This window comes from Bradyrhizobium sp. ORS 111, from assembly GCF_045571485.1.
In the GTDB taxonomy this organism is placed as follows: Bacteria; Pseudomonadota; Alphaproteobacteria; order Rhizobiales; family Xanthobacteraceae; genus Bradyrhizobium.
The window spans coordinates 7,887,153-7,912,070 of the sequence record NZ_CP120701.1; the positions used below are offsets into that span (position 1 = coordinate 7,887,153).

General features: G+C 65.1%; 23 protein-coding genes. 10 read left to right on the plus strand and 13 right to left on the minus strand.

Annotation, left to right across the window (positions count from 1 at the left end):
* Nucleotides 1-127: 127 nt before the first annotated feature.
* Complete coding sequence (locus P6U30_RS36420) at nt 128-862, minus strand: methyltransferase domain-containing protein (protein ID WP_407149276.1); 735 nt, start codon at nt 860-862, stop codon at nt 128-130.
* Between the two features lie 131 nt (nt 863-993).
* On the opposite strand from P6U30_RS36420, the gene gloB reads away from it, so the two are divergent.
* Both gloB and P6U30_RS36430 read left to right on the plus strand, forming a co-directional pair.
* Entirely contained in the window at nt 994-1,761 is a 768-nt protein-coding gene (gene gloB, locus P6U30_RS36425; RefSeq protein WP_407167462.1) for a hydroxyacylglutathione hydrolase, read from the plus strand.
* Nucleotides 1,761-2,195, plus strand: coding sequence for a cupin domain-containing protein (locus P6U30_RS36430; RefSeq protein ID WP_407167463.1), 435 nt, complete (start codon nt 1,761-1,763; stop codon nt 2,193-2,195). Before gloB ends, P6U30_RS36430 begins: the two co-directional genes overlap by 1 nt.
* Nucleotides 2,196-2,420: 225 nt before the next feature.
* On the opposite strand, the gene P6U30_RS36435 is transcribed toward P6U30_RS36430, so the two are convergent.
* From P6U30_RS36435 to P6U30_RS36445, 3 genes are all read right to left on the minus strand, one after another.
* The gene (locus tag P6U30_RS36435) at nt 2,421-3,293 is read right to left on the minus strand and encodes a DMT family transporter (protein ID WP_407167464.1); all 873 of its coding nucleotides are present in this window, start codon (nt 3,291-3,293) and stop codon (nt 2,421-2,423) included.
* Nucleotides 3,294-3,464: 171 nt separating this feature from the next.
* Nucleotides 3,465-4,190, minus strand: coding sequence for an acetoacetyl-CoA reductase (gene phbB, locus P6U30_RS36440; protein WP_407167465.1), 726 nt, complete (start codon nt 4,188-4,190; stop codon nt 3,465-3,467).
* Between the two features lie 170 nt (nt 4,191-4,360).
* On the minus strand, nt 4,361-5,539 hold the full coding sequence (locus P6U30_RS36445; protein ID WP_407167466.1) for an acetyl-CoA C-acetyltransferase: 1,179 nt from the start codon (nt 5,537-5,539) through the stop codon (nt 4,361-4,363).
* A 317-nt stretch (nt 5,540-5,856) separates the two neighbouring features.
* Between P6U30_RS36445 and phaR the strand changes: the two genes are divergently transcribed.
* Complete coding sequence (gene phaR, locus P6U30_RS36450) at nt 5,857-6,444, plus strand: polyhydroxyalkanoate synthesis repressor PhaR (RefSeq protein WP_407167467.1); 588 nt, start codon at nt 5,857-5,859, stop codon at nt 6,442-6,444.
* 92 nt (nt 6,445-6,536) lie between these two features.
* Here phaR and P6U30_RS36455 read toward each other — a convergent pair whose 3' ends face one another.
* The gene (locus P6U30_RS36455; protein WP_407167468.1) at nt 6,537-8,897 is read right to left on the minus strand and encodes an acetamidase/formamidase family protein; all 2,361 of its coding nucleotides are present in this window, start codon (nt 8,895-8,897) and stop codon (nt 6,537-6,539) included.
* A gap of 384 nt (nt 8,898-9,281) precedes the next feature.
* Here P6U30_RS36455 and P6U30_RS36460 point away from each other — a divergent pair, with 384 nt between their 5' ends.
* Nucleotides 9,282-10,736: an acetamidase/formamidase family protein gene (locus P6U30_RS36460; RefSeq protein ID WP_407149284.1), complete on the plus strand. Its 1,455-nt coding sequence runs from the start codon at nt 9,282-9,284 to the stop codon at nt 10,734-10,736.
* A 259-nt stretch (nt 10,737-10,995) separates the two neighbouring features.
* Here the strand turns inward: P6U30_RS36460 and P6U30_RS36465 are convergent, their stop codons facing one another.
* Complete coding sequence (locus P6U30_RS36465) at nt 10,996-12,684, minus strand: putative bifunctional diguanylate cyclase/phosphodiesterase (RefSeq protein ID WP_407167469.1); 1,689 nt, start codon at nt 12,682-12,684, stop codon at nt 10,996-10,998.
* Nucleotides 12,685-12,905: 221 nt separating this feature from the next.
* On the opposite strand from P6U30_RS36465, the gene P6U30_RS36470 reads away from it, so the two are divergent.
* Complete coding sequence (locus P6U30_RS36470; protein ID WP_407167470.1) at nt 12,906-13,190, plus strand: hypothetical protein; 285 nt, start codon at nt 12,906-12,908, stop codon at nt 13,188-13,190.
* Between the two features lie 116 nt (nt 13,191-13,306).
* Here the strand turns inward: P6U30_RS36470 and P6U30_RS36475 are convergent, their stop codons facing one another.
* The 3 genes from P6U30_RS36475 to mtgA form a co-directional block, all read right to left on the minus strand.
* The gene (locus P6U30_RS36475; protein ID WP_407167471.1) at nt 13,307-13,924 is read right to left on the minus strand and encodes a hypothetical protein; all 618 of its coding nucleotides are present in this window, start codon (nt 13,922-13,924) and stop codon (nt 13,307-13,309) included.
* 140 nt (nt 13,925-14,064) lie between these two features.
* Nucleotides 14,065-14,250, minus strand: coding sequence for a 50S ribosomal protein L32 (rpmF, locus tag P6U30_RS36480; RefSeq protein ID WP_044536294.1), 186 nt, complete (start codon nt 14,248-14,250; stop codon nt 14,065-14,067).
* A 154-nt stretch (nt 14,251-14,404) separates the two neighbouring features.
* Nucleotides 14,405-15,076 carry a monofunctional biosynthetic peptidoglycan transglycosylase gene (gene mtgA, locus P6U30_RS36485; protein WP_407170628.1) on the minus strand — a complete coding sequence of 224 codons (672 nt, stop codon included), beginning with the start codon at nt 15,074-15,076 and terminating at the stop codon, nt 14,405-14,407.
* A 179-nt stretch (nt 15,077-15,255) separates the two neighbouring features.
* Between mtgA and P6U30_RS36490 the strand changes: the two genes are divergently transcribed.
* Nucleotides 15,256-16,176: a polyprenyl synthetase family protein gene (locus P6U30_RS36490; RefSeq protein ID WP_407167472.1), complete on the plus strand. Its 921-nt coding sequence runs from the start codon at nt 15,256-15,258 to the stop codon at nt 16,174-16,176.
* 17 nt (nt 16,177-16,193) lie between these two features.
* A complete protein-coding gene (locus P6U30_RS36495) occupies nt 16,194-16,874 on the plus strand; it encodes a DUF1345 domain-containing protein (protein ID WP_407167473.1) in 681 nt (226 codons plus the stop codon).
* A gap of 92 nt (nt 16,875-16,966) precedes the next feature.
* Here the strand turns inward: P6U30_RS36495 and P6U30_RS36500 are convergent, their stop codons facing one another.
* Complete coding sequence (locus P6U30_RS36500) at nt 16,967-17,371, minus strand: GFA family protein (protein WP_407170629.1); 405 nt, start codon at nt 17,369-17,371, stop codon at nt 16,967-16,969.
* 129 nt (nt 17,372-17,500) lie between these two features.
* Here P6U30_RS36500 and P6U30_RS36505 point away from each other — a divergent pair, with 129 nt between their 5' ends.
* Complete coding sequence (locus P6U30_RS36505; protein ID WP_407167474.1) at nt 17,501-17,875, plus strand: nuclear transport factor 2 family protein; 375 nt, start codon at nt 17,501-17,503, stop codon at nt 17,873-17,875.
* A gap of 155 nt (nt 17,876-18,030) precedes the next feature.
* On the plus strand, nt 18,031-19,638 hold the full coding sequence (locus P6U30_RS36510) for a Na+/H+ antiporter (protein WP_407167475.1): 1,608 nt from the start codon (nt 18,031-18,033) through the stop codon (nt 19,636-19,638).
* Nucleotides 19,639-19,787: 149 nt separating this feature from the next.
* Here the strand turns inward: P6U30_RS36510 and P6U30_RS36515 are convergent, their stop codons facing one another.
* From P6U30_RS36515 to ispG, 3 genes are all read right to left on the minus strand, one after another.
* Complete coding sequence (locus P6U30_RS36515) at nt 19,788-21,128, minus strand: Rieske 2Fe-2S domain-containing protein (protein WP_407167476.1); 1,341 nt, start codon at nt 21,126-21,128, stop codon at nt 19,788-19,790.
* A 125-nt stretch (nt 21,129-21,253) separates the two neighbouring features.
* Nucleotides 21,254-22,147, minus strand: coding sequence for a TauD/TfdA dioxygenase family protein (locus P6U30_RS36520; RefSeq protein WP_407167477.1), 894 nt, complete (start codon nt 22,145-22,147; stop codon nt 21,254-21,256).
* Between the two features lie 236 nt (nt 22,148-22,383).
* Nucleotides 22,384-23,673 (minus strand): flavodoxin-dependent (E)-4-hydroxy-3-methylbut-2-enyl-diphosphate synthase, encoded by a 1,290-nt coding sequence (gene ispG, locus P6U30_RS36525; RefSeq protein WP_407167478.1) that lies wholly within the window; start codon nt 23,671-23,673, stop codon nt 22,384-22,386.
* Nucleotides 23,674-23,931: 258 nt separating this feature from the next.
* Here ispG and P6U30_RS36530 point away from each other — a divergent pair, with 258 nt between their 5' ends.
* The gene (locus P6U30_RS36530) at nt 23,932-24,807 is read left to right on the plus strand and encodes a sulfurtransferase (protein ID WP_407167479.1); all 876 of its coding nucleotides are present in this window, start codon (nt 23,932-23,934) and stop codon (nt 24,805-24,807) included.
* The last annotated feature ends 111 nt before the right edge of the window (nt 24,808-24,918 follow it).

Here is a 24,918-nt window from a genome sequence, read left to right on the forward strand (position 1 = left end):
GGCGGCCCGCCCTTTGCTTTTGCGCCCCTGCTCTTGCCCGAGCATTTTCAGTTCTGACCGTGTCAGAACCAATCTCTGCATTCCAGCTTTTGACGCGCTGCTTCGCGCGAAGCGGCATTCGCCTCGATCAGCCTCGGGTCGCGCTCGATGATGGCACCAGCACCGGCTGTAGCGAGGGGATCAGCCGCGTCCGCTCGCGGTGCGCGGGAATCGCGCGATAGACCTGCTTGCTGGCCTCGACGATATGCACGCCGGCGAAGGGCAGCGACAACGCCGCGCCGACGCGCTCCCATGCCGTCGCCGAGCGCAGGAACCAGCCGCCTTGAACCGGCGGCATAAACAGCGCCTCGCCCCATGCCGTCGGCGTGAACCAGGTCTGCCGCAGCAGTTGCGTGATCTGCGCGCGCGAATACGGCCGGCCATGGCCGAACGGCGTGTTGTCGGTGCGCGTCCATACGCCGCGGCGATTCGGGATCACGGCGATCAGCCGCCCGGACGGCGCCAGCACTCGCCAGACCTCGCGCAACAGCCGCTCCGGATCGTCCGACATCTCCAGCGCATGCACCAGCAGCACGCGGTCGACTGCGGCATCCTGCAGCGGCATCGAGAATTCGTCGATCAGGGTGGCGAGCGCGGGCCGCCCGGTCGGCCATTTCAGCACACCCTGGGCTGCCGGCATGAAGGCGATGCAGCGCTCGCAGGACTCGCGAAACAGGCCGAGATAGGGGGTCGGATAGCCGAGCCCGAGCACGCGCTGTCCTTCCGCATTGGGCCAGCGCTCGCGGATTCCGCGGTTGATGAGCTGCCGGGCCACGATGCCGAGGCGCTGCGAATAGAAATCCCGGAGGTCGATGACGTCCATGGGCCCAACCTAACATGCCGCTTGCGGCCGCGGCGCGCGGAAAATTGCGTTGCCGTCGGAGCGTTAACGCCATATTTCACCCCTATATTTGGCCTCTTAGCGCCTAAGCCCCAGCACTTCGTGGAGATATCATGGCCGCAGAAATTCGTACCTTTACCTGCCTGACCGACAATTTCGGTTACCTGATCCACGATCCCGCGACCAAGGCCACGGCGTCGATCGACGCGCCGGAGGCCGCGCCCATCATCAAGGCGCTGGAGCGCGAAGGCTGGACGCTGACCGACATCCTGATCACCCATCACCATGGCGACCATGTCGGCGGCGTCGCCGAGCTGAAGCAGAAATACGGCTGCCGGGTCGTCGCCCCGCACGACAAATCGGCAAAGATCGCCAATGTTGACCTGCGCGCCGCGAACGCCGACGTGATCAAGGTCGGCAGCCTGCTGGCTCGCGTGGTGGAGACGCCCGGCCACACGCTCGACCACATCTCCTACGTGTTCGACGGCGAGAAGGCGGTGTTCGCCGCCGACACGTTGTTCTCGATCGGATGCGGCCGGGTGTTCGAAGGCAACTACCCCATGATGTGGGATTCGCTGCTGAAGCTGCGCTCGTTGCCGGACGACTTCCGGCTCTATTGCGGCCATGAATACACCGCCTCCAACGTCAAGTTCGCGCTGACGGTGGAGCCGGACAATCCGGCCCTCCAAGCCCGCGCCGCCGAGGTCACCAAGCTGCGCGCCGAGAACCAGCCGACGATCCCGGTGCTGCTCGGCGACGAGAAGAAGGCCAACGTGTTCCTGCGTGCCGACGAGCCTTCGGTTGCAGCGAAGCTGCACATGAAAGGCGCCGATCCGGCCGAGGTGTTCGGCGAGCTCCGCGAACGCAAGAACAAGTCCTGATGTCACAGCCCTCGGCTGCCGAGATCATCGCGCGGCTCGAGCTGAAGCCGCATCCGGAAGGCGGGCATTATCGCGAGACGTTTCGCGACGAGCGCGGCGATGCCGGCGGGCGCGCCTGCTCGACCGCGATCTACTTCCTGCTCGCGCGCGGCGAGCGCTCGCACTGGCACCGCATCGACGCGGTCGAGGTCTGGCACTATTACGCCGGGGCGCCGCTGATCCTGCAGATCGCAGATGACGGCCGCGGCCGACGCACGGTTACGCTCGGCCCGGATGTCGCGCACGGCGAGCGGCCACAAGCGATCGTGCCGGCGGGTGCCTGGCAGGCCGCGGAAAGCACCGGCGACTGGACGCTGGTCGGCTGCACCGTGGCGCCGGGCTTCGAGTTCTCGAATTTCGAGCTGGCACCGAAGGGCTGGGAGCCGACGTCGTAACAGCTCATCTCGTAGGATGGGTAGAGCGCAGCGAAACCCATCGAGCGTCAGACGCCGAGACATAATGGGTTTCGCTGCGCTCTACCCATCCTACATTGCTTCTCTCCGCACTATCAATTCCAGCACAGCTTCGTAGGGTGGGCAAAGCGCAAGCGTGCCCACCATCACGGGCACGTAAAGAATGGTGGGCACGTCGCTCCGCTCCTTTGCCCACCCTACCCTTCCCTACATTCTCTTTCTCAGCACCATGTCCTTGGCGGCGATCAGGCCGCCGCCGGCGATCAGGATCGCGGCGATGGCGATGTTGGCGCTTGGCTTGGCGAAACCCGCGAAGATCAGGAAGGCGGTCGACAGCAGCGGCGTGGCGTAGGATGCGGCGCCGAGCACGCGGATGTCGCCGCGCTTCATGCCGATGTCCCAGACGAAGAACGCAGCTCCCACCGGCCCGATGCCTAACCCGACCACGGCGAGCCATTGCAGCGGCGTCGCGGGCCACACCGTGGTCTCCACCATCAGGTGCACGAGCGCCGCCAGCACCGCGGTGGCGAGGCAGAAGCCGGCCACCGCATCTGTCGGCACCGCCTTGAGCCGGCGCGACATCACCGAGTAGGTCGCCCAGACGAAGGCAGCGACAAACGCGGCCACGAAACCCGGAATCTGGCTCTGCGCGAAGCTGCCGGTGTTGCCGGCGAACAGCAGCACCGTGCCGACCAGGCCCAATAGCGCGCCGACGATGTGATGGACAGCGAGCCGCTCGCCCGGCAGCAATGAAGAGAACAACACGATCAGGAGCGGCCACAGATAGTTGAGCAGGCCCGCTTCCGCCGGCGGCGCGAAGCGCAGCGCCAGGAAATACAGCGCGTGATAGCCGAACAGTCCACCGACGCCGACGGCCCAGGCAACCGGCGGCTGCTTCAGGGCGGCGAAGGCGGAGGTGCGAAACAGGAAGCTTGTGAACGCCACCACCGCCCCGATTGCGAAGGTCATGGCGGCGAGCTGGAATGCGGGAATTTGCCCGGTCGCAACCGTCATGACCGAGAGCAGCGACCACATCAGGATGGCGGTCAGTCCAACAAGGGTGGCGGTGCGAGTCGTCATCAGAGCAAGATCCGGCGCGGCCGGGCACGAGCGCAGAACAGATCTGCTGCTCAGGCTGCCGCGGCCATCCACGTCATTATTCGGGACACCCTTGTAAAGACGTTGATGCCCGGCACAAGGCCGGGCATCGCGACTTGACGGATAACGCCTGCGACGCGACGCTTTTTCGCATCAGGCGTGATACTGGCCGCCATTGATTGTCAGCGTCGAGCCGGTGATGAAGCCGGCATCGTCGGCGGCCAGGAACACGACTGCGCGCGCGATCTCCTCCGGCTCGCCGAGGCGGTTGACCGGGATCTGCGGGATCACGTTCTTGTCCAGCACGTCCTTCGGCACCGCCTGCACCATCTCGGTGTTGATGTAGCCGGGCGCGATCACGTTGACGGTGATGCCGCCCTTGGCGTTTTCGATCGCGAGCGCCTTGGTGAAGCCGATGTCGCCGGCCTTCGCCGCGGAATAATTGACCTGGCCGAACTGGCCCTTCTGGCCGTTGATCGACGAGATCGAGATGATGCGGCCGAACTTGCGGGCGCGCATGCCCTCGATCACCTGCCGCGTCATGTTGAACAGCGAGCCGAGATTGGTGTTGATCACGGCATTCCATTGCTCGAGCGTCATCTTGTGGAAGGCGGTATCGCGAGTGATGCCGGCATTATTCACCAGTACGTCGACCGGACCGAGCTCGGCCTCGACCTTCTTGACGCCGTCCGCGCAGGCATCGAACGAGGCAACATCCCACTTGAACACGGGGATGCCGGTTTCGGCCTTGAACTTCTCGGCAGCCGCATCATTGCCGCCGTAAGTCGCCGCCACCTTGTAGCCCGCCGCCTTCAGAGCCTTGCTGATCGCAGCTCCGATGCCCCGCGTTCCGCCCGTCACCAATGCAACACGTGCCATGTCCGTTTCCTCCTTGGCCGTCTTTTACAACCGGAATGACTCCGGCGTTTTGCACTCACTCGCGTACAAAAACAAAGATGCCCGGCGCGTGGCCGGGCATCTTATTTATCAGCTCGCGCCGCGGTTCACAGACGATCTTTTCATCATGTGGCCGCCTCGCTGCCTGTTGTTCAGTCGCGTGCAACGCACATGGCGATGCCCATGCCGCCGCCGATGCAGAGCGTCGCGAGACCCTTCTTGGAATCGCGCTTCTGCATCTCGTGCAGCAAGGTCACCAGCACGCGCGCGCCCGACGCACCGATCGGATGACCGATCGCGATCGCGCCGCCGTTGACGTTGACCTTGGACGTATCCCAGCCGAGGTCCTTGTTGACAGCGCAGGCCTGTGCGGCGAACGCCTCGTTGGCCTCGATCAGGTCGAGATCGGCGACATTCCAGCCGGCTTTCTTCAACGCGGCGCGCGAGGCGGGGATCGGACCGGTGCCCATGATCTTGGGATCGACGCCCGCCTGGCCCCAGGAGACGATGCGGGCGAGCGGCTTCTTGCCCTGCCGGGCCGCTTCCTTGGCGGTCATCAGCACCACGGCGGCAGCGCCGTCATTGATACCCGAGGCGTTGCCGGCGGTTACGGTGCCATCCTTCTCGAAGGCCGCGCGGAGCTTGGCCATCGCGTCGAGCGTGGCGCCATGACGCGGATACTCGTCGGCGTCGACCACGATGTCGCCCTTGCGGCTCTTGATGGTGACCGGGACGATCTCGTCCTTGAACCTGCCGGCCTTCTGCGCCGCCTCCGCCTTGTTCTGCGAGCCGACTGCGAATTCGTCCTGCTGCGAACGGGTGATCTGGTACTGCTTGGCGACGTTCTCGGCGGTGTTGCCCATGTGGTAGCCGTTGAAGGCATCCCAGAGCCCGTCCTTGATCATGGTGTCGACCAGTTCGAGGCCGCCCATCTTGACGCCGCCGCGCAGATATTGCGCATGCGGGGCCATGCTCATGGATTCCTGGCCGCCGGCAACGACGATCGAGGAATCGCCGTTGACCAGCGCCTGATAGCCGAGGGCGACCGAGCGCAGGCCCGAGCCGCAGAGCTGGTTGACGCCCCAGGCCGGGCTCTCCACCGGAATGCCGGCCGAGATCGAGGCCTGGCGGGCCGGGTTCTGGCCCTGCGCGGCGGTCAGAATCTGTCCCATGATAACTTCGGACACCTGACCCGGCTCGACGCCCGCGCGCTCCAGCGCAGCCTTGATGGCGACCGCGCCGAGGTCGTGGGCGGGAGTGGTGGCGAACGCGCCGTTGAAGCTGCCGACCGGAGTGCGGGCGGCGCTGACGATGACGACATCGTCTGACATGGATATCTCCTGTTTGGTTGTAGCTGGATTTTTTCGACGGCGGGCGGCCGGTTGGCGGGCCTGTCTCTTAGTTAGTCATCCTGTAAAGCCGATCGAGACCTGTCAATCGGACTGTGGGCCGAATTCGCGCCGCGACGCACTCAAATTGGCACCCTTGGCAGTTTCCTGAGCAATCCCTATGCTTTGGGATTAACCGTGCCGCACAAAACGGTAGCCGAACCGCTTTGAAAATGCTTACCTTTGCTGCGATGCGTTGCATTTAGCCCTGCGGCGATGCTGCCGGGTTCCGGATCCTTCGGTGTTTGAAGTGTGAGCCCATGGCAAAATCTGAACAACCGACTACGATCAAGAAGTACGCGAACCGGCGGCTCTATAATACCGGTACGAGCACATACGTGACGCTCGAGGATCTCGCCGCGATGGTGAAGGAAGGCGAGGATTTCCTCGTCTACGACGCCAAGACAGGCGACGACATCACCCGCTCCGTGCTCGCGCAAATCATCTTCGAGCAGGAAAACAAGGCCGGGCAGAACCTCCTTCCAACGACGTTCCTGCGGCAGTTGATCCGCTTCTATGGCGACAGCATGCAGATGGTGGTGCCGAAATATCTCGAGCAATCACTGGAGACGCTGACCAAGGAGCAGGAGAAGTTCCGCAAGCAGATCGCGGGCGCCCTCAGCGGCACGCCGTTTGAGCCGCTGCAAGAGCAGGTCCGCCGCAACATGGAGCTGTTCCAGCAGACCTTCTCGATGTTCAAGCCGTTCGTGCCGCAACGCACGAATGCGGAGCCCGAGAAGGCGCCCGAGCCTGCGCCCGACGAGAGCAACATCGACGATCTTCGCCGCCAGATGAAGGACATGCAGGAACGTCTCGAGCGCATGTCGCAGCCGAAGAAGGACGAGTGACGCCTCGCCGTCGCCCGGCCGGCTGACCAATCGCCGTCGCCCGGCCGGCTGACCAATCGCCGCCGCGTCGCAAATCCGGGTTCAGGCCAGCGTCACCCGCCGGCCTGACCGAACAGGCTCTTGCGCACGATCGCGTGGACACCCCAATTGCCGTCGGCGACTTGGGTCACTCCGAAATCGACACCGAGCGAGATCAGCGCCAGCGCCTCATCCTCGCTGAGGTGATAACCCTCCATCAGGAATTTGCGCGTCGCCCGGAACGCGTTGCGCAGCGCGAGATCGACCGACGAGCGCTGGTAGATTTCCGACTGCGCATTGCGGCCGAGCTCGCGCAGGTAATTGCCGTAGCTGAAGCCGTGCAGGATCCACTCCTCCGCGGTTTCCAGCAGCGGATGCGCCAGCCCTTCCACATGCGGCTTGGTCCCCTGCCCGTTCTTGTGCAGGACGAAGCGGAACTGGCCGGTGAGCGAAAGCTCCAGCGCGGTGCCGTTGACCTCGCCGTCGCCTTGCGCGAAATGCGGATCGCCGATCGAGAACAATGCGCCCGGCACCGCGACCGGCAGATAGAGCGTGGTGCCCTTGGTCGCCCGCCAGTTATCGACGTTGCCCCCGAAATATCCGGGCGGGATCGAATCGATGATGTCGGACTCGCGCGGCGCCACCGCCATGAAGCCGAAATGCAGCCGCGCCGGAATGCGCACGCCCGCGAGCACGCCGGGCCGCTTCTCGATGCTGGCGTGATCGACCGGCACACCGGGATAATCCATGGTGTCATGGCGCACGCCGAACGGATCGGTTTGCGGCGTCCAGCGATACGAATAGACCGCGCGAGCCCATTCGGCCTGCGCATCCGTCTCGAAGATGGTGATGGTCTCGCGCTTGGCCGGCGGATCGATCAGGTCATTGTACTGAAAGCCCCACCAGGCCGCGGCGTTACTGCCGAACGACTTGCCGGCGAACGCCGGGTTGGCGCAAGGGCGCGGCCAAATGTCGAGGATCTGCACCTCAAGCACATCGCCCGGCTCTGCGCCGCGGACATGGACCGGGCCGGTGCAGATGTGCACGCCAAATCCCTCGCCGGCGCCGCGGCCGAAGATCGAACCGTCCATCGGACCGGCGCCGCGCCGCTCGACCGCCTTTCGCTCGGCGGTCCAGTGGAACACGCTCTCGGCGCCCGGGTCGCCTTTGATCATGCGCTCATGGTCGTCGAAGGCGTGCTGGGTCAGCGTCTCGATCGTCACCACGGCGCCCGATTCGATGCACATCACCGGCGGGATGGTGCGGCTGAGATAGCCCCAATGAGTGGTCTCCTTCGAAACCTTGAGGTGATGTGACGAGACGCGCGTGTCCGGCAGCGTCGTTGCCGGCTCAATCGGTATCGCGGGTTCAAGCCGCAGGGCGCCGTCCCGCGCTGCCGTACCAGGCGCGAGCCGCAGCACCGTCGCAGTGCTGCGCGCGAGCCGTGGCCGACCCCGCGTGCGCTCGATCTCCGCATCGCGCGGCACCGACTTGCGGAACTCGCGCGGCGAGGTGCCGTAGGTCGCGCTGAACATGCGGCTGAAATGGGCCTGATCGGAGAACCCCCAGCGGTAGCTGATGTCCGCGATCCGCTGGTCGGAATAGTTCGGATCGATCAGATCGTTGCAGCAGCGCTCCAGCCGGCGCTCGCGTACATAGGTCGAGAATGTCGTGTTCTGGCGCTCGAACAGCCGCTGTAGATAGCGCTGCGAAAGGCCCTCCTGGCGCGCGATGTCGGCGATCGTCAGATGGGGATTGCCGAGCTGAGCCTCGATCGCGGCATCGACCCGCCGCAAGTGGCCGGCCTGGACCTGCGTCATGGCTTCGGCATCGAGCCGCGTTTCGCCGAGCACAGCGCCGGCAACGAGCTCGGTAACCGCGACCTCGGTCGTGGCAAGATCGGCCTTGTCCAGAATCGAAAAGTTGCCGCCCAGCGTCCGCATCACCGGGCGTACTGCCGCGGCCGCGATCGTCGCTCCGAGCACGATCGGCAGGCGCAGGCGATTGTGCCCGAGCCGGCCGAGCAGTCGCTCCCGCGGCAGCTCGAGCAGCAGGAGTTCGAAATCCTCGCGCAAGGTCATGCACCAGGCCGATTGCAGGTCGCACACCGACACGTCGTTGTCGGCGAACTCGCAACTGCGTTGACTGGTCGCGATGCTGCCGCGGCCATAGGCATGGAAGATGATCGCCACCCGGGCCGGCGCGGCCGCCGACGCCGCATGGCCGTTGCAGACGATCTGTTGCTCGCTCGAGCGCAGCAGCGCCAATTGCGCGCCGGTCGTCGAGCGCTTGGCGCTCAGTTCGCCGAACTGGAACGGGCCGGTGTCCGGCAGCCGGCAATCGAGCAGGAGCCCGGCCAGCGCCTCGCGCCAGACCTCCCGCTGGTTCTGCCGCGGAATCGCATCGATCGAAATCCGATAGGTCGTGGCGACCATCACCCCTCCAGGCCGCCGCACCGCGGCCTTCAAGTCACACAGCCGTGAACGCAGCGTGCACCGATTGCTGTGAGGCGGCAAGCGTATTGCAACGGCATGCGCTGACTAGCGTTCGTGCAGGACATCGCGGCGACTTCCCACTGACGACAGTTCGCATGCAGCGCACGCGGCCGGACTTGTTCGATTACGTCCGAAATCTTGACCAAAGTGGCCGTACTGTAATGCGCGCTGGCGCATCAGCCCGCAGCTTGCCCCGCTGCCGCACGCGTTGCCACGAAGCGATCAACGCCAGCGGCCGGCAAATTATTGGGCGCGCCCGGTCATGTCGAAGCGGCGCGGCGCGATGCACTCTCGCAAGCACTTTTCCAACCGCAGGAGAGCAAGATGTGCGCAGGTGACGACAGAAACTGCCCGGACTTCGAACTGCATCATCGGCAATTCAAGGACACGCTCGACCGGGAACGCCGCTCGTTCCTGCGATCGAGCTTTGCGGCAGCCGGTGGCGCCGCGGCGATGACCGCCGGCGGCATCTCCCTGGTGACGCCGAAGATGGCGGCGGCCGCGGAGAAGCATCAGCCGGCGCAGCGCGCCTATCACCACCTGCCGGCCAATGCCGACACCGTGCATTGGGGCTACTTCAGCAAGACACTGAAGCCGCGCGTCGAGATCAATTCCGGCGATTTCATCACCATCGAGGCGCTGACGCACCATGCCAATGACGATGCCGAGCGCATGGTCAAGGGCGACCCGGGTGTCGAGAGCGTCTACCTCTGGACCAAGGAGAAGAAGGGTGTCGACCGCCGCGGCGCCGGCCCGATGGATGCCTCGATCTACGGACGCGGCGCCGGCGAAGGCCTCGGCGTCCATATCTGCACCGGGCCAGTCTTCGTCCGCGGGGCCGAGCCGGGCGACGTGCTCGAGGTGCGGATCATCGACGTGGCCCCGCGGCCCAGTGCCAACCCGAAATATGCCGGCAAGGCATTCGGCAGCAATGCTGCCGCATGGTGGGGCTTCCACTACAAGGACCTGATCACCGAACCGAAGCCGCGCGAGGTGGTCACCATCTACGAGGTCGACGCGACCGGCGAGCGCAACTGGGCGCGCGCGGTCTATAACTTCACCTGGACGCCACAGACCGATCCGTTCGGCGTGGTGCACAAGACCATCGACTATCCCGGCGTCCCCGTCGATCATGCGACGGTCAAGGAGAACCACGGCATCCTGAAGAATGTGCGGATCCCGGTGCGTCCGCATTTCGGCGTGATCGGGCTCGCGCCCAAGGAAGCCGACTTCGTCGATTCGATCCCGCCGAGTTACACCGGCGGCAACATCGACAATTGGCGCATCGGCAAGGGCGCCACGATGTATTACCCGGTCGCGGTCGAAGGCGGCCTGCTGTCGGTCGGCGACTCGCACGCATCGCAGGGCGATTCCGAACTATGCGGCACCGCGATCGAATGCTCGCTCAACGGCACCTTCCAGATCATTCTGCACAAGAAGGCGGATCTCGCCGGCACCGCGCTCGAGTCACTCGATTACCCGATGCTGGAAACCAAGGACGAATGGCTGGTGCATGGGTTCAGCTATGCCAACTATCTCAGCGAGCTGGGCTCCAGCGCGCAGACCGACATCTACAAGAAATCGTCGGTCGACCTCGCCTTGCGCGACGCGTTCCGCAAGATGCGCACCTTCCTGATGACGACGAAGAAGCTGACCGAGGACGAGGCGATCTCGCTGATCTCGCTTGGCGTCGACTTCGGCGTGACCCAGGTCGTCGACGGCAATTGGGGTGTCCATGCCGTGATCCGCAAGGACATCTTTGCCGGCGAAATTAGCTGACGAGCAGCCATAGCGTTTTCGCGCGAAGTGGATACCGGTTCGCGTGAAGAAAACGCGTCAGGACGAGAATCTGGAGCGCGGTGATAAGCCGATCATCGCGCTCCAGCCCGCGGCCACACGCATTTCGGCTGTCATCACCCGCGCATGCGGGTGATCCAGTATTCCAGAGACGTCGGGTGCGTGAACGAGAGGCCGCGGCGTACTGGATACCCGCTTTCGCGGGTATGACGACCGACGTGGCGGATCAGCTTGTTGCCGCTCAGCCAGTGGCCGGCACTGCCTTCTCGGGCTGCCCGCTCCACGGCCGATCCGGTGACGCAAGCCCGATCAGGCGGCCCTGGATGAAATCGCAGCCCCATTCGCGCAGCATCACCGCAGCCTCTTCATCCTGCACCCATTCGGCGACCGTCTTGATCTGAAGACGCCGCGCCAGATCGATCAGCGTCTGCACGAAGGCGCGGTCGTCGGCGGAATGCACGATGTTCTGCACGAAGGCGCCGTCGATCTTCACGATGTCGACGCCGAGCTTGCGCAGGTTGCGGAACGAGGTGTAGCCCGCGCCGAAATCATCGATCGCGATCTTGCTGCCGAAATTCTTCAGCCGCGTGACGAAGCCGCGGACGTCATCGATGTCCTGGATCGCGACCGTCTCGGTGATCTCGACGATCAGCCGCTCGCCGACACCTTGATGCGCGCGCATCAAGGATTCGATCGTGGCCCACCAGTCCGGATCCATCGTGGTGTCGGGCGAGATGTTGAGACTGAGCTGCACGCCAGGTGACGTGGCGAGCTCGGCGATGGCCAGCTCCAGCACGCGGTGATCGACCAGCCGGATCAGGCCGAGCCGCTCGGCGACCGGCACGATGTCAGGCGCGAGCAATGCCCGGCCATCCTCCTGCTCCATGCGGACCAGGCACTCATAGAACGCGGGCTGCCGCGAGCGCGCCTCGACCACGGGCTCGAACCCGATCACGATCCGCCGCTCGTTCAGCGCGGTGACGATCTCATCGGTGACGCGGATGTTGACGCGACGCTGGGCGTCGCGCTCGACATTCGGCTTCCACATCGCGAACGATCCGGCGCGGCGGCTCTTGGCCGACTCCAGCGTCTCCTGGGCGCGGTTGACCGCCTCCTCGGCCGACTTTGCGTGCCGCGGGATGGTGACGGCACCGATCGAGGCGGTCACCGACACCGGGCCGGATTTCGTCGGCACCACGTCGTCGCGCACCGCGGCGAGGAATCGTTCGGCGGCGACATTGGTGTCGTCGACCGTGCAGTTGCGCAGGATCAGGCCGAACTTGTTGCCCGAGAACCGGCCGAGCATGTCGCCGCTGCGCAGCCGCGCGCGAATCCGCTTCGCGACCTCGGCAATGACGGCGTCGGCGACGTCGAAGCCGAAGGCGTCGTTGACCCGCGCCAGATGGTCGATGCCGATCAGCATGAAGGCACAGGAGGTGCGAAAGCGCGTGCACTCCTCGATGGTCTCCGCGAGCGAGGCGATCAGGTAAGTGCGATTCAGCTCGTTGGTCAGCGGATCGTGCCGCGACAATTTCAGAAGCTGCTCGTCACGGGCATGGCGCTCGTTGTTGATGCGAACGATACCCTGCGCGTGTGCCGGCCTGCCGTCGGCGCCTGCAAACCAGACACCGGTTTCCTCGATCCAGATCACGGGCGCGGAGGTCACCGCGCGCACGCCGTATTCGATCCGATAGGGAACGGCTTCGCCGCTAGCTGGCGCGGCCTGGCCGACCGCCTCGCGGCGCACCGAGCGCGACGGCTCGATTAGTTTGGCAAACTCCGCGCCGCTGGCGAGGGCCGCCTCGGGAATGTCGGCGAAGACCGCAGCAACGTTGTCGCTCCAGGCGATCGCGTCGGTCGCCAAATCCCAAGCGAATGTCGCCTGGCCCAGAGAGGCGAGGATGCTGGCAGCGGGCGGGACTGAGGGCATCGGACTTGCCTCGATTTGGAACACCGCGCGGTGATTCTATTGTCCCCAAGATAGTGGTTCCGGCGAATCCAACGCTAGGCGAAGTTGATAAATAATCTGGAAACCACATTTGACGGCCCCCCGGAACGGATTGGGCGCCATCGGCATGACACTTGCCGTGACAAGACAGCACAGGGACGCAACGTCCCAAAATGTGACGGCTCAACCAGGTCCCATTGGCAATGTTCGATATCGATCAAGCAGATGCCCAGGACGAGGAGGCTCCAAGCAACATCCCGCCCGCCTGCACGGCGTTGGTCCCGTTGACCGCGACGACTTACTGGGCACCCAAGGTGCCGCTGGTCAACGCCGATCCCTCCTTCGTTGCGCAATTGCTCGCGACCGCCGAGCACGAACCGCAGACGCGCAGGCTGCGGCGAGGATCGCCGGCCGATGCGCGGAGCGCCTACGATCAGCATCTCCGCGAACGCCGCAGCGTCGCGCGGCGGACCCGGCAGATCATCTAGCATGACGGGATCAGCTTGATCTGAAACAGCGGCGGAGGTCACCTCTTCCTTGGGAGAGGTCGACCGAGGCCGCCGCGAGTCGATTCAACCTGACCCGCATCCCGCTCTAACAATCGTCAGGGCTTCGGCGTGTCGGACGGCGGCTGGTTGCCCGGCTGCAGGTCCGGTGAGGCGACCGAGGGCTTTGGCGGGGTCTGATCAACCAGCACGGATTCCGCGACCGACGCAGCCGGCGGAACCGGCGCGGCAGGTGGTTGTGGCGAAGGCGCGGCGACCGGTGCCGGTATGGGCTGGGATTGCGGCGCATCGCTCGTCACCGGCGCGGATCTGCCGGCGCGGGCGCTCGGTGCCGCGGCCACGGCCGGCGCGCGGCGGCGCGTCCGCAGCGCAATGCCCGAGATGAAGTCGACCAGCGCCAGCAGCGCGAGCAGGCAATAGGTCGAGGTGCCGAATTTCGGCCAGAGCACGAATTCGGCGGCCGCCGCGCCGAACACGATCAGCGACAGCAGGTGATCGGTGAGATATTTCGCGCCGGGCCGGGCCGCCTTGATGATCTCGAGCAGCAACAGCAGCACGCCGGCGGCGAGCAGCATGTCGCTCAGCGTGATCTGCCATTCCTCGCCCGACATCAACGTCAGCTTGATCAGCGGCTCCGTAAAGGACACGCCGGGCATCAGGAAGACGATGATGTTGTAGACCGCGAGCGGAATCAGGAGCAGCGGAAAACCGACCATCGGGCTTGCGCCTTATTCAGGGAGAACCAAGCAGCGCGGCGATGCATCCGTCCCGCCGCAAACGCGCCCGTCTTGACCGCACTCGTTGGTCGAATTCAGGCGCAGCGCCGCAGGTGTTGCGACGCGGGCCGAACGTCCGATCAGGACTCTTTCTTGGCCTTCAGAACCTGGCGGCCCTTGTACATGCCGGTCTTCAGGTCGAGGTGGTGCGGACGGCGCAGTTCGCCGGAGTCCTTGTCCTCGACGTAGGTCGGGGTCTTGAGCGCATCGGCCGAACGGCGCATGCCACGACGCGACGGCGAGGTTTTTCTTCTGGGAACGGCCATAACGGTGTCCTCTAGGGTGTTGCGGAGGCATCGTCCGAAATGCGGACGGCCCAGCGCTGAAAGCGCAAGCTGCGATGCCGGTAAGGCCGCGCTTATAGAGGAAGGGATCGCGTAAATCTAGGGTGGGATGGAGCAAAATGCGCCCGAAATCCGCTCAAGTGCCGCGATTTTCATGCCAGCAGCGCCCGACCCTGTTGGCCCGCGCCATGTAGGTGCCGGACAGCCGGCGCACCCCCGGACCCGGGTTCCGGGCACTCCTTTTGACCGGATTCGGCAGAATCGCCGCCAACAGCGCCGCCTCGCGCGGCGACAGGGCGCCGGCCGACCGGCCGAAGGCATACTGGGCGCCGGCTTCGGCGCCGAACTGCCCGGATGGGCCCATTTCGGCGATGTTAAGGTAGATTTCCAGAATCCGCTGCTTGGGCAGCACGAAATCGATCCAGAGTGCCAGCGGTATTTCCAGCCCCTTGCGGATCACGCTCCGTCCGGACCACAGGAACAGGTTCTTGGCGACCTGCTGGGTGATGGTCGATCCGCCGCGCGCCACCTCGCCGTCCTCGGCATCGTCGAGCACCTCGCGCAGCGCGCCCCAGTCGATCCCGCGGTGAATGCAGAAATGGGCGTCCTCGGAACCGACCACGGAACGGGGCAGATAGGGTGAGATCGCACCGAAATCGACCCAATGCCGCGTGACCGGCGCGCCCTTCAGCGTCCGCCATGCCATCAGCGCCGAGACCGGGTGGCCGGTGCGATAGAACGGCGTGACCACGTAGGGCAGCACCAGCAAGGCCAGCAAAACCAGCAACAAAATTCGGACGATGCGCAAAACGAGAGTCCCGGCGGGGACGCGGCCCGCGGCCAGAACCGGGCCGGCGCACCTGACGTCGGCGGGATAATTCACGGTTTTTCCAGCACTTTTAAGGCGCATTCCGTCGCAGGGTGGAATTGACGAAGCCGGTGCCATCAACGATTGTCCGGCCGAAAATCGATCTGGAGCAATTCTTGATGACGACCGGTACTGCAGACTTTGCCAAGCGGCTGGACCAGACCGCGGAGGATACCGAAGCCCTGCTCGCGAAATTGCTGTCTGATGCGACTGAGACCGACGAGATCGTGCGCCCGAAGCGGCTGATCGAGGCGATGCGTTATTCCAGCCTCGGCGGCGGCAAGCGGCTCCGGCCGTTCCTGGTGGTCGAGAGCGCGGCGGTGTTCGGGGTGCCTCGGGAGTCGGCCCTGATGGCCGGCGCGGCGCTCGAATGCATCCATTGCTATTCGCTGATCCACGACGACCTGCCGGCGATGGACAATTCCGACCTGCGCCGCGGCCGCCCGACGCTGCACAAGGCCTATGACGACGCGACCGCGATCCTCGCCGGCGACGCCCTGCTCACGATCGCCTTCGACATCATCACCCGCGACGCAATCCACAAGGACGCCACGGTTCGCCTGCTCCTGACCCGCGCACTGGCGCGCGCCTCCGGGGTCGGCGGCATGGCCGGCGGCCAGATCCTCGATCTCGCCGGCGAAGGCCGCTTCGGCGACCGCGAGCCCGTCAACGTCGCCCGCTTGCAGCAGATGAAGACCGGCGCGCTGTTGCGCTTCGGCTGCATCGCCGGGGCGATCCTCGGCCAAGCCTCGCAGAAGGAATACCAGGCGCTCGACGACTACGGCAAAGCGCTCGGCGAGGCCTTCCAGATCGCCGACGACCTGCTCGACGTCGAGGGTGACGAGGCTGCCCTCGGCAAGCCGGCCGGCGCTGATGCGGCGCTCGGCAAGACCACGTTCGTCACCCAACTCGGGATCGATGGCGCGAAACAGCGCGTACGCGACCTGCTGGCACGTGCCGATGCGGCGCTCTCGATCTTCGGCTCCAGGGGCGACGTGCTGCGGGCGACATCGCGCTTCGTCGCCGAGCGCAAGAACTAGCCGGGGCGGTGCGCGAAATGAGCAAGGAGTTCGAGGACCGCCTTGTTCGTTTCCGCAAGCTGCCGCTGCCGGTCCGCGTCGTCGTGGGCCGGCCGCGCACCTTCGTGTCGGTTATCTTCGGCATCCTGGTGGCGCTGCTGGTTCCGGGATCGACGCACGTCGTCACGCGCCTGCTGGCCGGCTGGGATGCCTTCGCCGCGCTCTATCTTGTGCTCGCCTATGTCATGATGCTGCGCTGTGACATCGGCCACATCAAGCGCAATGCGATCGTGCAGGATGACGGGCGCTTCCTGATCCTGCTGCTGACGGCGCTTGGTGCATTTGCCAGCCTCGCCGCCATCGTCTCCGAGCTCGGCGCGGCGAAGGACAACCCGACGGCGCTGGCGCTTGCGGTCGTCACCATCGCGCTGTCATGGGCGGTGGTTCACACCGCGTTCGCGCTGCACTACGCCCATGACTTCTACCGCGGCAGGAAGCCCGGCGGCCTGCAATTCCCCAGCGGCGACGAGCATGTCGAGGCCGACTACTGGGATTTCGTCTACTTCTCATTCGTGATCGGCATGACCGCGCAAGTCTCCGATGTCGGCATCACCGACAGGATTATCCGCCGCACCGCGACCGTGCACGGCATCATCTCGTTCGTGTTCAACACGGCGCTGCTGGCCTTGATGGTGAACATCGCGGCGAGCGCGATCTAGCTAGCCGAGCGGTCAACTCGCTGCGGCACTGCGGCGCGACAGGGAATACTCACCGCCAGGCCGGTTCTCCCCGATGCCGGCTGTGCACGACCTCATTCCGCGCCCGCCGTGACATGCTCCCGATATTGCGGCAGGTCGTCGGATATGTCGTACCACGGCGCCTTGGAGCCGACGAAGATATGCGCGCTCGGCCGGATCGCGGGCGCATCGAGCAGCGTTCCCATCGTAACATGGACGAAGGCGCCGTCGCGGACGACGGAATAGAGCAGCGAGCCGCAACGGCGGCAATGCGCGTCATGGGCCGTGGCATCGCCGTAGATCATCAGACCGTCGGCGCCGTTGACGACAGCAAGCTGCTCGCGCGCGATCCCGGCGAACGGCTTGAACGCCGCACCGGTGGCGCGACGGCAATTCGAGCAGTGGCAGTTGAGCGCATAGGCGAATGCGTCTGCGACCTCGTAGCGCACGGCGCGGCAGAGGCATTCTCCGGCAAGCATGGGTGCCTTCGGATGCGCGGGTTCGGTCACGGCTCACTCCTTCACGCGGATGTTTGGCGGCGGCGATGGTGTATTTTGGCGGTTCATGGCTATGCTGTCAGCGCCAATTCCTGCCGGGAGGACTGACCCATGAGCCAAGATCGATCGAGCGTCGAAGCTGTCGTACAGACCTATTTCGATGGCCTCTATGAAGGCAGCGCCGACAAGCTCGGCACAATCTTCCATCCCTCCGCCGACCTGCGCTGGGTCGAGAAGGGCGAGCTGCAGGTGCTGACCGTGCCGGACTGGCTCGAGCGTGTGCGCAAGCGGCCATCGGCGAAGGCGGAAGGCAGGCCGCGCGAGGACTTCATCGTCACCATCGATCGCTCCGACGACAAGACCGCCTTCATCAAGGTTCGCTGCCAACTGCCGCCGCGCTTCTTCACCGACTATCTGGTGGCGATGAAGCTCGCCGATGGTTGGCAGATCGTCTCGAAATCTTATCGCTACGACCTTCGGGAGTGATCGTCGGCGGCCGCTGCGCCGTCTGAGATCGCGCTCTTGCTCTGTGGCGCCCGCTGCGGTGGACGCCGTGCGACGACTTTGTGACGTGATCGGGCGGTCCGACACCGGCCGATCCGCATTGACTGGCGCGGGTTTCCGGGCGAATTGAGCCCTTTATGGAAGCCAAGTTTCAGATCTTTCTCACCCTGCTGGGCGTGCTGGCGGGAACCGCGCTGCTGGCGCGCCGGGTCAACGTTGCCCCGGCGATCCTGCTGCTGCTGGTCGGGATCGCGCTCGCCTTCGTGCCGGGCATGCCGTCGGTGGAACTGCCGCCGGAGCTGGTGCTGCTGGTCGTGCTGCCGCCGCTGATCTATTCGGCGAGCGTGGCGATGAGCTGGCGCGAGTTCAAGGCCAACCTGCGCCCGATCATCCTGCTGTCGGTCGGCTGCGTGATCTTCACGGCTTTCATGGTCGCGGCCGCAACCTACTATCTGATCGGCCTGCCCTGGAGCGTCGGTTTCCTGCTCGGCGCCATCGTCGCGCCGCCGGATGTAGTCGCGCCGCTCGCGATCGCGCGCAAGCTCGGCATGCCGCGCCGCATCATGGTCGTGCTCGAGGGCGAGGGCCTCGCCAACGACGCGACCGCACTGATCCTCTATCGCTTCACGGTGGCGGCGATCACGACCGGGCTGTTCTCGCTGCCGAAGGCGACCGGCGCGTTCTTCGTCATCGTCGCCGGCGAGATCCTGTTCGGCGCCGCGGTCGGCTGGCTCAGCCTGCGCGCACGCCGCCGGGCCCGCGATCCCCAGGTCGAGATCACGCTGTCGCTGATCACGCCCTACATCGCCTACTGGATCCCCGAGCATGTCGGCGGCTCCGGCGTGATCGCCACCGTCGCCTGCGGGCTCTACATGAGTTGGAACGGGCCGCTGCTGATCTCGGCCGCGACGCGCCTGCAGGGCATCTTCTTTTGGGACCTCGTCATATATGTGATCGAGGGGCTGCTGTTCCTGCTGACCGGCTTCCAGATGCGCTCGCTGTTCGAGCGATCGAAGGCGTTTCCGCTGCACGACATCCTTGCGGCAACCGCGCTGGTCGCGGTCATCGTCATCGTCGCGCGCTTCGTGTGGGTATTTCCCGGCACCTACCTGCCGCGCTGGATCAGCCGGCGCGTGCGCGAGCGCGATCCGTTGCCGTCCTGGCGGGCGGTGTTCGTGGTCGCCTTCACCGGCGTGCGCGGCGCGGTGTCGCTCGCCGCGGCGCTGGCGCTGCCTTTGGCACTTCCGAACGGGCAGCCCTTCCCCTACCGCGACCTGATCCTGTTCGTGGCCTTCGGCGTGATCTTCGTGACCCTGGTCGGGCTCGGCCTCGGCCTGCCGCCGGTGGTGCGCTGGCTCGGCCTCGCCAGGGACGGCCGCAGCGAGCATCTCGCCGAGCACGAGCAGGAGATCGCGGCACGGCGCGACGCGCTGGCGGCCGCGCTGAAATCGCTCGACGCCATCACCGACGACCGCGAATTGTCCGACGAGGTGGTGAGCCTGCTGCGCTCGCGGCACGAAATCCGCCTCAGCCAGTTGCCCGACTCCCTCGATCCGGACAAGCACGACGTGTCCGCGACCGGCACCGAGCTGACGCGCGAGCTGATCTCCTCCGAGCGCAAGTTTATCCATACGCTGCTGCGCGACGGCAAGATCACCGACGAAACGCGCCGCCGGATCGAGCGCGACCTCGACCTCGAGGAAGCCAGCCTCGCCAACCGCGAGTATCGCAGGATGCCGTTGTAGAGAGCGATATATCCTCACGTCGTCCCGGTGAAGGCCGGGACCCATAACCACGAATATCAACGGGTTTGCGAAGCTGGAGCCACAGCGCGTTACAACAACGCAACCTTGTGGTTATGGGTCCCTGCTTTCACAGGGGACGACAGCAAGGATCATTCCGCCGCCGCGTTCTGCCCGGGACCGCCGACAAAGCCTGCGGGATCGCCGAAGCGTTCGATCATCACCGCGGCGAGGTCCTTGGTCTTGCTGGTGACGCAGGCGCCGGAGCGCACGGTGTAGCGGTCCTGGCGCTTGACGTGCGGCGGCGCCTCGCCCTGCTGCAACGCGCGCGCAGCATCCATCACCAGCTTGCGGAAATGCATGATGCCGAGATCGGTCGGCCCGAGATGCTCGCGCGTGCGATCGGCGATTGGCCCCTGGCTATCCTGCACCGCGGCGTCCTGCTCGGAGACGCCCTTGATCCCCGTGTAGCTCTTGGTCCGCTGCAGCTTGCGATCAATCAGATAGTCGTTCGATTTGTTGCGCAGCGGCACATAGTTCTCGTCGACCACCGCCATCACGCCGTTGCCGTTGCGGTAACCCTCGCGCTCCGCCTCGGTCAGCGGCCGATGCGGATTCCATGCATAGGTGTAGATCCAGCAATTGGTGTCGGTGACCGGCACGAAGCTCTGGCCGAACATGTTCTCGCCAGGCATCGAGCTCGGTGCGTAGGAATGGATCGGCATCAGGAACTGGGCGATGCGCCAATAGATGTTGTCGCTTCCGGTGAGCCGCCCGCCGGCGACGGTGAGGCCGGCCTCATGCGGGTTGATCTTGATCACCGGGCGCGGATCCTCGGCGATCCAGCGCATGTGATCGGTCGCAACGCGCGTCAGCGGATTCACGAAATGCTTCTTGATGTCGAGGATCTCGTTCTCCTCCTTCTCGAAGGAGAGATGCGCGAACGTGAAGTGCGCGGTGTCGATCGATCCTTCCAGCGCCTGCACCCAGTTGCAGTCCTGCCACTTCTTGGTGACGAAGCGGTGTGACGGCGGCAGCAGCGCCATCTCCAGCGCCGGCAATTCCGGCACCTGGTCGGCCGGGCCCATATAGGCCCAGATCATGTCGCCCCATTCGCGCACCGGATAGGACTTGATGCGGATCAGGTCCTTGGCGTTGAGGTCCGGATATGACGTCGGCATGTCGACGCAAGCGCCGTCGGTATCGAACTTCCAGCCGTGATAGACACAGCGGATGCCGCATTCCTCGTTGCGGCCGAGCCAGAGATTGGCGCCGCGATGCGGGCAGTGCTGATCGATCACGCCGACCACGCCGCGGCTGTCGCGGAAGGCGAGCAAGTCCTCGCCGAGCACCGTGATCTTCTTCGGATCGCTATCCGGCTCCGAGAGCTCTTCCGACAGCAGCACCGGAATCCAGAACCGGCGCAGCAATTCGCCCATCCCCGTTCCTGCACCTGACTCGGTGAGAAACTTGTTGTCTTCGGCGCGAAGCATGGGCGATCTCCCGAATTTTTTTCGTTTCAAATCGTAGGATGGGTGGAGCGAAGCGATACCCATCACTTGCACCCGCGCGGTGAGATGATGGGTTTCGCTTCGCTCTACCCATCCTACGCGAACCCTTACACCGGCCGTTCTCCCTTCACGGTGACGCGCGTGCCTGCGCGGGTGTGCGGCCAGTAGTCCCACATCGCGCGGTGCTGCGCGCAGCGATTGTCCCAGAATGCGATCGCGTTCTCGGTCCAGCGGAAGCGGCACTGGAACAGCGGGTTCTCCGCGTGCTGATAGAGATAGGCCAGCATGGCGTCGCTCTCGTCGCGCGGGATGCCGATGATGAACCGGGTGAAGCCGCGATTGACGTAGAGCGCCTTCTTCCCCGTCACCGGATGGGTGCGGACCACCGGATGCTCGGCGCGCGGATAGCTCTGCTTGTCGGCGACGCCGTAATTAGCATAGAGCCCGCGATAGGTCTGCTCGCCGTCATGCAGCGCGGTGAGCCCGTCGAGATAGGCCTTCATGCGGTCCGACAGCGCCTCATAGGCGGCGTACATGTTGGCGAACAGCGTATCGCCGCCGCGTGGCGGGCACTGCTTGATGTAGAGGATCGAGCCCATCGGCGGCTCGAGATCGCAGGACACGTCGGTGTGCCAGCCCTCGCCATTGGCGCGCGGTGAATCCTTGTCGGCATAGATCCTCATCAGCGCCGGATCGCCTTCATTGGGCGCCGCCGGATGCACATGCAGCTCGCCAAACTTGCGGCCGAAGGCGAGATGCTGGGCCGGAGTGATGTGCTGGTCGCGGAAGAAGATGACGAGGTTTTCGGCGAGCGCGCGATGGATCTCGTCCATCTGCCGGTTGGAGCGCGCATCGCCATCGACAAGCTTGCCGATATCGACGCCGGAGATTTCCGCGCCGATGATCGGCGTCAGCTTCTCGACGCCGATGGTCTCATAGGGCTCGGATTCGTCGGCGGCGTGCCGGTAACGCGGGCCCTGCTTGCCGGAAAGTGAGCTCATGGGCGCTCTCCCAATGTTTCTTGATTGGGAGCATCGTAGCGCGCGTCGATGGAAGCGCAATCCGCGCCGCAAACATACCCGTCGTCCCGGACAAGCGTAGCGCAGATCCGGGACCCATAACCACGGGATTTTGTTTTACGAAGACTCGTCACCCGAATCTCGCGCCATAACCGCTGCCTGGGGTTATGGGTCCCGGCTTTCGCCGGGACGACGATTGGGTTACGTGCGGAGTGAAACTACTCCGCGACGCCCGCCGTCTCCGGCAGCTTGGCGCCGTTGCCGTAGCGCTGGTCGATGTAGTCGATCACCAGCGCCTTGAACTCGGCGGCGATGGTCGGGCCGCGCAGGGTGCGGAACTTCTTGCCGTCGACGAAGACAGGCGCGGCCGGCGCTTCGCCGGTGCCGGGCAGCGAGATGCCGATATTGGCGTGCTTGGACTCGCCGGGGCCGTTGACGATGCAGCCCATCACCGCGACGTTGAGCTGCTCGACGCCTGGATACTTGGTCTTCCAGGTCGGCATCTCGTCACGGATGAAATCCTGGATCGAGCGCGCCAGCTCCTGGAACGTGGTCGAGGTGGTGCGGCCGCAGCCCGGGCAGGCCGCAACCAGCGGCACGAAGGTGCGGAAGCCCATGGTCTGCAGCAATTCCTGCGCGACCTGCACTTCCAGCGTGCGATCGCCGCCGGGCTCCGGCGTCAGCGAGATGCGGATGGTATCGCCGATGCCCTGCTGCAACAGGATGCCGAGCGCGGCCGAGGATGCCACGATGCCCTTCGAGCCCATGCCGGCCTCGGTGAGGCCGAGATGGATCGCATAGTCGGAGCGGCGCGCCAGCTCCTGATAGACCGCGATCAGATCCTGCACGGCGGACACCTTGGCCGACAGGATCATCTTGTTCTTGGGCATGCCGAGCTCTTGGGCGCGGGCCGCCGACAACAGTGCCGACTGCACCATCGCCTCGCGGGTCACCGCGCGGGCATCGCGCGGATTCGCCGAGGCCGTGTTCTCGTCCATCAGCTTGGTGAGCAGCTCCTGGTCGAGCGAGCCCCAATTGGCGCCGATGCGCACCGGCTTGTTGTTCTTGTTGGCGATCTCGATGATGTCGGCGAACTGGGTGTCGCGCTTGTTCTTGAAACCGACATTGCCCGGATTGATGCGGTACTTGTCGAGCGCCTCGGCACAGGCCGGATACTCGGCAAGCAGCTTGTGGCCGATATAGTGGAAGTCGCCGATCAAGGGCGTGGTGATGCCGCGCTTACGCAAGCCGTCGCGGATATGCGGAACGGCGGCTGCGGCCTCCTCGCGATCGACGGTGATGCGGACCATTTCGGACCCGGCGCGGCTGAGCGCTGCGACCTGGGCGATGGTGCCATCGACATCGGCGGTGTCGGTGTTGGTCATCGACTGCACGACAATCGGCGCACCGCCGCCGACGGCGACGTTGCCGACCATGACCTGGGTGGTTTGGTGCCGGGCTTGCGGGCCTGCGACGTCGTCTTGCGGCAAAATCTCGGGCTTGTTCATGGCGTCTCGAATATCAGGTTTTGGTGACATTCACCAAGGGAACGATGAGCCCTGCGCGAAGCAGGCCATACGATCGTGTTTCGGAGTGAATTCAATAGCTTATGCCGCCGATCAAGGCCGAATTCAAGCCATGCGACGGCAACGTGCATGCCCCGCTATATTGGACCGGATTGGGGTGAATCAAAGGGCGAAGTCGCGGCTTTTCATGTGATCCGGCGCATCTTAGCATTCCCTTAAAACATGCCGGGAGGACGTGACATGGCCGACCACAGCGAGCTGATCACCACGGCGGAACTCGCCGACATCCTGACCCGCCCCGAGCTGCGCCTGTTCGACTGCACCGCCTATCTGGAGCCGGCGCCGGCCGGCAGCGGCGTGCCCTATATCGTGGTCTCGGGACGGCAGACCTTCGAGGCCGGGCATATCCCGGGCGCGAATTTCCTGGATTTGCAGGCCGAATTCTCCGATGCCCAGACCGCGCTGCGCTTCATGATGCCGCCCGTCGCACAGCTCGAGGCCGCGTTCGGCCGCCACGGCATCTCGGCGCATAGCCGCGTGGTGCTGTATTCCATCGGCACCGCGATGTGGGCGACCCGCTTCTGGTGGATGCTGCGCGCGCTGGGGTTCGAGCGCGCCTCGGTGCTCGACGGCGGCATCGACAAATGGACCGCGGAAGGACGCGACATCGAGACCGGGCTCGCCGGCGGCTATCCGCCCGCGACCTTTACGGCGCGGCCGAAGCCCGATTCGTTCGTCGGCAAGCACGACGTGCTGGCCGCGACCGCCGACCGCAACACCGTGATCGTCAACGCGCTCGGCCCGCAATTCTTCAAGGGACTGGAGCCGAGCCGCTACGGCCGGCCCGGCCGCATCCCCGGCAGCGTCAGCGTGCCGGCGGCAACGCTGGTCGATCCCAAGACCAAGACCTTTGTCTCGCCGAATGACGCCGAGGCTGTGTTCGCAGCCCAGGGCATCACCAGGGACAAGCGCGTCATCGCCTATTGCGGCGGCGGCATCTCCGCAACCGTCGACCTCTTGCAACTGCATCGGCTCGGCTACCACAACCTCACGCTCTATGACGGCTCGATGGGCGAATGGGCGAAGGACGATGAGCTGCCGATCGAGACGGGGTAGAGCTTGATCAGTGCAGTTCGTGGCCGCCATTCGCGAGGACCCATCCCGTGTCGTCACCCGCGAAGGCGGGCGACCCAGTATGCCAGAGACGCCGGTGCTTGAGCCGAGAGG

What these genes read in the sequence shown, in the direction of transcription:
- P6U30_RS36420 (WP_407149276.1), bottom strand. Translation starts at nt 862, where the DNA reads ATGGACGTCATCGACCTCCGGGATTTCTATTCGCAGCGCCTCGGCATC.
- gloB (WP_407167462.1), top strand. Translation starts at nt 994, where the DNA reads ATGGCCGCAGAAATTCGTACCTTTACCTGCCTGACCGACAATTTCGGT.
- P6U30_RS36430 (WP_407167463.1), top strand. Translation starts at nt 1,761, where the DNA reads ATGTCACAGCCCTCGGCTGCCGAGATCATCGCGCGGCTCGAGCTGAAG.
- P6U30_RS36435 (WP_407167464.1), bottom strand. Translation starts at nt 3,293, where the DNA reads ATGACGACTCGCACCGCCACCCTTGTTGGACTGACCGCCATCCTGATG.
- phbB (WP_407167465.1), bottom strand. Translation starts at nt 4,190, where the DNA reads ATGGCACGTGTTGCATTGGTGACGGGCGGAACGCGGGGCATCGGAGCT.
- P6U30_RS36445 (WP_407167466.1), bottom strand. Translation starts at nt 5,539, where the DNA reads ATGTCAGACGATGTCGTCATCGTCAGCGCCGCCCGCACTCCGGTCGGC.
- phaR (WP_407167467.1), top strand. Translation starts at nt 5,857, where the DNA reads ATGGCAAAATCTGAACAACCGACTACGATCAAGAAGTACGCGAACCGG.
- P6U30_RS36455 (WP_407167468.1), bottom strand. Translation starts at nt 8,897, where the DNA reads ATGGTCGCCACGACCTATCGGATTTCGATCGATGCGATTCCGCGGCAG.
- P6U30_RS36460 (WP_407149284.1), top strand. Translation starts at nt 9,282, where the DNA reads ATGTGCGCAGGTGACGACAGAAACTGCCCGGACTTCGAACTGCATCAT.
- P6U30_RS36465 (WP_407167469.1), bottom strand. Translation starts at nt 12,684, where the DNA reads ATGCCCTCAGTCCCGCCCGCTGCCAGCATCCTCGCCTCTCTGGGCCAG.
- P6U30_RS36470 (WP_407167470.1), top strand. Translation starts at nt 12,906, where the DNA reads ATGTTCGATATCGATCAAGCAGATGCCCAGGACGAGGAGGCTCCAAGC.
- P6U30_RS36475 (WP_407167471.1), bottom strand. Translation starts at nt 13,924, where the DNA reads ATGGTCGGTTTTCCGCTGCTCCTGATTCCGCTCGCGGTCTACAACATC.
- rpmF (WP_044536294.1), bottom strand. Translation starts at nt 14,250, where the DNA reads ATGGCCGTTCCCAGAAGAAAAACCTCGCCGTCGCGTCGTGGCATGCGC.
- P6U30_RS36490 (WP_407167472.1), top strand. Translation starts at nt 15,256, where the DNA reads ATGACGACCGGTACTGCAGACTTTGCCAAGCGGCTGGACCAGACCGCG.
- P6U30_RS36495 (WP_407167473.1), top strand. Translation starts at nt 16,194, where the DNA reads ATGAGCAAGGAGTTCGAGGACCGCCTTGTTCGTTTCCGCAAGCTGCCG.
- P6U30_RS36500 (WP_407170629.1), bottom strand. Translation starts at nt 17,371, where the DNA reads ATGCTTGCCGGAGAATGCCTCTGCCGCGCCGTGCGCTACGAGGTCGCA.
- P6U30_RS36505 (WP_407167474.1), top strand. Translation starts at nt 17,501, where the DNA reads ATGAGCCAAGATCGATCGAGCGTCGAAGCTGTCGTACAGACCTATTTC.
- P6U30_RS36510 (WP_407167475.1), top strand. Translation starts at nt 18,031, where the DNA reads ATGGAAGCCAAGTTTCAGATCTTTCTCACCCTGCTGGGCGTGCTGGCG.
- P6U30_RS36515 (WP_407167476.1), bottom strand. Translation starts at nt 21,128, where the DNA reads ATGCTTCGCGCCGAAGACAACAAGTTTCTCACCGAGTCAGGTGCAGGA.
- P6U30_RS36520 (WP_407167477.1), bottom strand. Translation starts at nt 22,147, where the DNA reads ATGAGCTCACTTTCCGGCAAGCAGGGCCCGCGTTACCGGCACGCCGCC.
- ispG (WP_407167478.1), bottom strand. Translation starts at nt 23,673, where the DNA reads ATGAACAAGCCCGAGATTTTGCCGCAAGACGACGTCGCAGGCCCGCAA.
- P6U30_RS36530 (WP_407167479.1), top strand. Translation starts at nt 23,932, where the DNA reads ATGGCCGACCACAGCGAGCTGATCACCACGGCGGAACTCGCCGACATC.